The organism is Streptomyces sp. NPDC051020, assembly GCF_040683105.1.
Lineage (GTDB): Bacteria > Actinomycetota > Actinomycetes > Streptomycetales > Streptomycetaceae > Streptomyces.
In genome coordinates this window covers 1-4970 of sequence record NZ_JBFBCG010000176.1, presented here as the reverse complement: position 1 = coordinate 4970, position 4970 = coordinate 1, and the positions used below count along the sequence as shown (strand labels likewise).

3 protein-coding genes and 2 pseudogenes are annotated in these 4970 nt (G+C 68.5%); all 5 read left to right on the top strand.

All coding sequences use genetic code 11. The features are described 5' to 3' along the window. Positions 1–105: pseudogene (locus tag AB0N06_RS38020) on the top strand (ATP-binding protein); the annotation flags it as partial. Positions 106–464: 359 nt separating this feature from the next. Further along, the gene (locus AB0N06_RS38015) at positions 465–3665 is read left to right on the top strand and encodes a nitrate- and nitrite sensing domain-containing protein (protein WP_366139245.1); all 3201 of its coding nucleotides are present in this window, start codon (positions 465–467) and stop codon (positions 3663–3665) included. A 10-nt stretch (positions 3666–3675) separates the two neighbouring features. Continuing rightward, a complete protein-coding gene (locus AB0N06_RS38010) occupies positions 3676–4089 on the top strand; it encodes a roadblock/LC7 domain-containing protein (protein WP_006127847.1) in 414 nt (137 codons plus the stop codon). A gap of 89 nt (positions 4090–4178) precedes the next feature. Then, complete coding sequence (locus AB0N06_RS38005) at positions 4179–4826, top strand: DUF742 domain-containing protein (RefSeq protein WP_358861104.1); 648 nt, start codon at positions 4179–4181, stop codon at positions 4824–4826. Next, positions 4807–4970 (top strand): annotated as a pseudogene (locus AB0N06_RS38000) (ATP/GTP-binding protein); the annotation flags it as partial. The gene AB0N06_RS38005 and the pseudogene AB0N06_RS38000, both read left to right, overlap by 20 nt.

The following is a 4970-nucleotide window of genomic DNA, read 5'->3' as shown; positions in this document are numbered from 1 at the left end:
GGCCCCGACACCCCGATCCTGACCACGGACGCCCGCCACCGTGCGGACGCCAAGAGCGCGCTCATCACGCTCGTGGAGCACGCGCTGATGGCCCGGCTGAAGTAGCCGAAAGCTCGCCGCAAGTCGGTATGGGCATACGGCAGTTGCCGTAGTCGCACGGGGGCGGACTGTGTCCTTTGACACGATCCGCCCCCGTGTTCATAACGTTTCGACAGAGAATTACCCGGGCTTCGACACCCGATGCGTTCGGCCGGTATCACTGTGCTCACATGAGCCCCGCCTTTTGACGGGGCTCGCTCTTTATGCCCGTTTTATCCGAGGCTTGGACCACTCGGAATGGCTCATTCCGAGTGTTTGGAACGCGACCGGTCCCCGTGCTGCAATTCGACGAAACTCCCGAGTAGTACGGCCCTGAACGAAAAACGGCACAGCGTAGGTGCCGACGCCGAGAGGTTGTTGGTCGAGTGAGGCGTAGCAACGAGGGCTCCGCAGTTCAGCCGGAGCGGGACAATTTCACCCCGCCGACGCGCACCGCGGCGTCACCCTCCGACGTGCCCGAGCAGGCACCGGCCGGTGGCAGCACCAGCCGGCTGTCCCCCCGCAATTGGCGGGTGCCCACCCGGCTGAACGCCATCCTTCTGGTCCCTGTACTGGTCGGCCTCATCATGGGCGGCTTCCAGGTGAAGGGGTCGATCGACACCTGGAAAGAGGCCGAGGATGCCGAGAAGACTGCGCTGATCGTCCGCGCGGCCTCGGAGTACGGGCAGGCACTGCTCAACGAGCGTGACCTCACCGCGCAGTCCCTGTTGTCGAACAAGCGTGACGCCGCGGTCGTCTCCGAGGCGCGTGCCACCACTGACGCCGCCGCCGCCAAGTTCGACGACGCCGTGCAGAGCATGCCGAAGGATCAGGGCCTGGAGCGCCGTCTCCAGCTGTTCAAGCAGGAGGAGCCCAACCTCCCCGACCTGCGCAAGGCCGCCTACGCCGAGGCCATGGACCCGGTGAAGACGGAAGAGGGCTACGTCAAGGTTCAGCACTCCCTGATGGAGTTCAGCAACGAACTCGGCCTCGGCACCGGCAACATCACCAGCTACGGCCGTACGGTCTACGCGATCGAGCTGGCCAAGGCGGCAGAATCGCTCCAGCGCTCCATCGGTATGCACCTGCTGGTGCGCCCGAGCCAGGAGGGCCCCAAGTTCGACGCCCAGGTCAAGGCGTTCGGCTCGTACAACTACCTGGAGCAGATCGCCCTCGGCGAGTTCGTCTCCGGTGGCACGGAGGCCGACTCCGCGCGGCTGAAGCAGGTCATGGCCGATACGGCGGCCGAGGGTGCGAAGAAGCTGAAGACCGCCAAGGAGCAGGCCGACGCGGCCGGTGTGCCGTTCGTCGCGCCGCCCAGCATCGACGGCTCGGTCTACGACGGCATGGCCCGGGAGATCGGTCTGGGCAGGCGAAACCCCGACCAGCTGAAGGCCAAGGGGATCACCCCCGAGACCTGGATGGCCGCCGCGACCGCCAAGTTCGACGGCTACACCACGGTCGAGGACGAGCTCGTCGACAAGGCGGTGACCGAGGCCGCGGACATCTCGTCCAGCGCCAGGACCGACGCCATCGTCAACGCCGCGATCGTGCTGGTGGCCCTGCTGGCCGCGTACTTCCTGGCCGGGCTCATGGCCCGCCAGATGAGCCGCTCGATGCGCCAACTGCGTACCGCCGCCTTCGGGATCGCCGAGCAGCGGCTGCCGATGCTGGTCGACCAGCTGTCGCGGACCGAGCCGGGCCGGGTCGACACCCGGGTCCAGCCGATTCCGATCACCAGCCGGGACGAGATCGGCGAGGTCGCCCGCGCCTTCGACCAGGTGCACCGCGAGGCGGTGCGGCTCGCGGCCGAGCAGGCCATGCTGCGGGGCAACGTCAACGCGATCTTCACCAACCTGTCGCGCCGCAACCAGTCGCTGATCGAGGGCCAGCTGACCCTCATCACCGACTTGGAGAACAACGAGGCCGACCCGGACCAGCTGGAGAGCCTCTTCCGGCTCGACCACCTCGCGACCCGTATGCGCCGCAACGGCGAGAACCTCCTCGTCCTCGCCGGCGAGGAGCCGGGCCGCCGCTGGAACCAGCCGGTTCCGCTGGTCGACGTCCTGCGGGCCGCCTCCTCCGAGGTCGAGTCGTACGAGCGCATCGAGCTCGCCGGTGTCCCGGAGACCGAGATCCACGGTCAGGCCGTCACCGACCTCGTGCACCTGCTTGCCGAACTGCTGGAGAACGCCACCACGTTCTCCTCGCCCCAGACCAAGGTCCGCGTCACCGCCACCCGGCTGCCGGACAGCCGCGTGATGATCGAGATCCACGACAAGGGCATCGGCCTCACCGCCGAGGACTTCGCGGACATCAACCACAAGCTGGCCAACCCGCCGACCGTGGACGCCGCGGTCTCCCAGCGGATGGGGCTCTTCGTGGTCGGCCGGCTCGCCGACCGGCACGGCATCCGGGTCCAGCTGCGCCCCTCGGGCGAACAGGCCGGAACCACCTCGCTGGTCATGCTGCCGGACGCGATCACCCACGGCGGCGGGGGCGAGAGCCTCGGCTCCACTGACCCTCAGGACGACTTCACCGTCTCCTCGATCATCCCGCAGCAGTCGTCGTTCGAGCCGGAGCCGCAGCAGCCCCGACTGCGTACGGCGGCCGAACTCGGCTTCGACGACTCCCGGTACGAGCAGCCGGCCGACGCCGCGCACCTGGACCCGGTGGGCCGCTCACTGATGCGTGAGGAGCGCCGGGCGGCGGTGGAGGCCCAGACGGGCGGCGAGCGCCCGCAGTTCGCGGACGCGCCGTTCGCGGACACCTCGTACACCGAGAACACGTACGCGCAGGACCCGTACGCACAGGAGCCGCAGCAGGGTCAGCAGCAGGAGCAGTACGCACAGGCCTCGTACGACGGTTCCTACGACCCGTACCCCGGCGGGACCGGCTATCCGGAGCAGTCCGACTACGCACCGCAGGACGGCTATCCGGAGGCGGCATATTCCGCCCGGGAGAGCGCTCAGCAGGGTTACGAGGAACAGTTCGCGGCCCAGCCCCACCAGGAAGAGTGGGCAGATCAGGGCACGTACCAGGACGCGTACGAACCCACACCGCAGGCCGAACCGGAATCTGTCCCCAGCGCCCCCGCGGAGCCGCAGGAGCGCGTAGGCTTCGACCGTCCGGGTCCCACCCCGAACGCCGGCCACGAGCTGACCGATGCCGGTCTGCCGCGCCGGGGCGGTCAGCAGCACTGGCAGCCCACCGGCCGCGGAAACGACCAGCCCGTCTCAGCCGAGCAGCAGCCGCCGCGGCAGCAGAAGTTGCCGCAGCGGCCGTCGCCCGCGCACCAGGACGGGAACGGCTCCGACGACTGGCGCTCGACGAACGACGAGCGCTGGGAGCGGGCCGACAAGCTCCGGGAGCCGAAGGCGGGCGGGGTCACCCCGTCCGGACTTCCCCGGCGGGTGCCCAAGGCCAATCTGGTCGAGGGCACGGCGGAGCAGACCCAGCAGGGCGGCCCTCAGGTCTCCCGCGCCCCTGAGGACGTCCGAGGCAGGTTGAGCAACCTGCGCCGGGGCATTCAACGGGGACGTAACGCTGGTTCGGACGCAAGTACTACCTACAACCAGGAGCGTTAGTGTGAGCCCGATGAGCCAGGCGGCGCAGAATCTCAACTGGTTGATCACCAACTTCGTGGACAACACCCCCGGGGTGTCGCACACGGTGGTGGTCTCCGCCGACGGACTCCTGCTGGCCATGTCCGAAGGATTCCCGCGCGACCGTGCCGACCAGCTGGCGGCCGTTGCTTCCGGTCTGACCTCGCTGACCGCGGGCGCCTCGCGGATCTTCGAGGGCGGCGCCGTGAACCAGACCGTGGTGGAGATGGAGCGCGGATTCCTCTTCATCATGTCCATCTCTGACGGATCTTCGCTGGCAGTTCTTGCGCATCCGGACGCCGATATCGGTCTGGTTGGGTACGAAATGGCACTTCTGGTCGACCGTGCGGGCAGTGTCCTCACCCCCGATCTCCGTGCCGAACTGCAGGGAAGTCTCCTTAACTAATAGACAGGCGGTGCGTTTCGCGCCACCGCGCCATAAGGTGCGGTGGCGCGGCCCCACTGGGACCAGGACCGGCAGTCGGAGGAGGAAACGTGGCAACACCCTCAGGCGGACACCAGTACAACGGTGGTCAGCAGGTACCGGGTGAGCAGGGGGACAACCGTTTCAACTTTCCCTCCACGCCCAGCAGACAGGGCTCGCAGCAGCCCTATCAGCCGCCTCAGCAGCCGTATCCGCCCCGACAGGCGCAGGGTGGCGGGTGGCCGCAGGCCCAGGACGGTGGGTGGCCCCAGCAGCCGCAGCACCCTCAGCGGCCGCACCGGTTGGACGCGCCCCAGCAGCCCGGGATTCAGCCGGTGCAGCCGCGGCGGGCCGCCGAGCCCGCCGCACCGGAGGCGCACAACCCGCTGGTCCGTCCGTACGCCATGACCGGCGGCCGGACCCGACCGCGATACCAGCTCGCCATTGAGGCGTTGGTCAGTACCACGGCCGATCCGTCCCGGCTGCAAGGGCAGTTGCCCGAGCACCAGCGGATCTGCCGGCTGTGCTTCGAGATCAAGTCGGTCGCCGAGATCTCGGCGCTTCTCTCGATCCCCCTCGGCGTTGCCCGGATCCTCGTAGCCGACCTGGCCGAGGCCGGACTCGTCGCTATCCATCAGCCCGGCGGCGACGAGTCCGCCGGCGGCCAGCCAGATGTGACACTGCTCGAAAGGGTGCTCAGTGGACTTCGCAAGCTCTAGCGGCGGAGCAGCCCGCTCCACTACCTCCGCGAAGATCGTGGTGGCAGGGGGCTTCGGCGTGGGTAAGACCACGTTCGTCGGTGCCGTTTCGGAGATCAACCCGCTGCGTACCGAAGCCGTGATGACGTCCGCGTCCGCGGGCAT